This is a genomic window from Dysgonomonas termitidis (assembly GCF_042654545.1).
GTDB classification, from domain to species: domain Bacteria; phylum Bacteroidota; class Bacteroidia; order Bacteroidales; family Dysgonomonadaceae; genus Dysgonomonas; species Dysgonomonas termitidis.
Genome location: NZ_JBHSGN010000053.1, coordinates 325 through 1,414, shown reverse-complemented (window position 1 = coordinate 1,414; position 1,090 = coordinate 325). Strand labels below are relative to the sequence as shown.

At 51.5% G+C, this 1,090-nt stretch carries 1 protein-coding gene; it reads right to left on the bottom strand.

The features are described from left to right. Nucleotides 1-371: 371 nt before the first annotated feature. On the bottom strand, nucleotides 372-1,090 hold a 719-nt coding region (locus ACFO6W_RS06485; RefSeq protein WP_379994586.1), incomplete at its 5' end, for a group II intron maturase-specific domain-containing protein.

Genomic DNA, 1,090 nt, shown 5'->3' with positions numbered 1-1,090 from the left:
ACGGCGGCCAGTATAGGCAGCAACAAAAGCAGCGGTATTATGTTATTCCAATGTTTCATTTTCGTCATGCTGAAGGGTTAATAGTCGCCGGGTCATCCTTTATCAATTCTTCCCGGATTCTTGTTTTTTATTTTTATATGTCTCGACCGGCCATTTTATCCGGCATATTTTTGATGTATGCCATCGCTATACATTTGTTTCGTTTCCTGAACCGTTGCATTTTCTTATAAGCATTATTTTTTCTCATCCTACTCTCTTTTACTTTTACTTTTTATCTTATTACAGTCGTTCAAGCTTCCGCTGTATCCGCTTCCTGATCGTCCCGGCAAATCGTATCCTGTTCATCCTGCTTCCGGGTGACGGAACATCCGTCAGTAGGCTTCTACTTCCACGATCTTTTTTAGCAGGTTCACCTGCTGTCGTTGCAGGGACAGCATCTCGGTCAGCTTGGTGTCGATCACAGAGGTCAGCTCCAATTGTTGGCGTTGTAGCCGGCTGTCGGCCGGTTGGACGTCGATGTCCGGTGTGGGCTGTTTCAGTTGTGCCCTGTCTTTGGGCGAGCGCTCACGTAATCGGCGGTAAGCCAGCTCGAAGCTGTGCAGCCCGAAGGTGTGCAAATCACTGTTCGAATAGCTGCGTCCCCGCCCTTCAGCGGCCAGCCAGCGGCGTACTTCCTGCCTTACAAAGCCGTCGAGCGACTCGAACTGCTTACCCACATCGCCATGCTTATAGTAGTTGGCAAAGCCGTCTACCTTCCTGTTGACACGCTTAAAAAACGCGTGCGGGGCGATACCCCTGCAGCGGTTTATTTCCGGTGTCAGCCGCTCCCGGAAAGAGGTGATCTTCGCGTCGGAGATACGGGCATAGCCCCCTGCAAAGCGCCAGCCGCAGAATTCGACGGCCTTGTCAGAAAAACGGCCCGATTGCGTCTTTTCCGTGTTCAGGTCCAGGTCGTAGCTGAAGGATAGCGTATTCTGCAGGAAGGCGTAGATATCCGCAGCCTGTTCCTGCGACTCCGTACAGATGAACACGTCGTCCATAAAAACGATAAAGGGAACCCTGAAGCGGCGCTGCACCTCGAGCCATACCG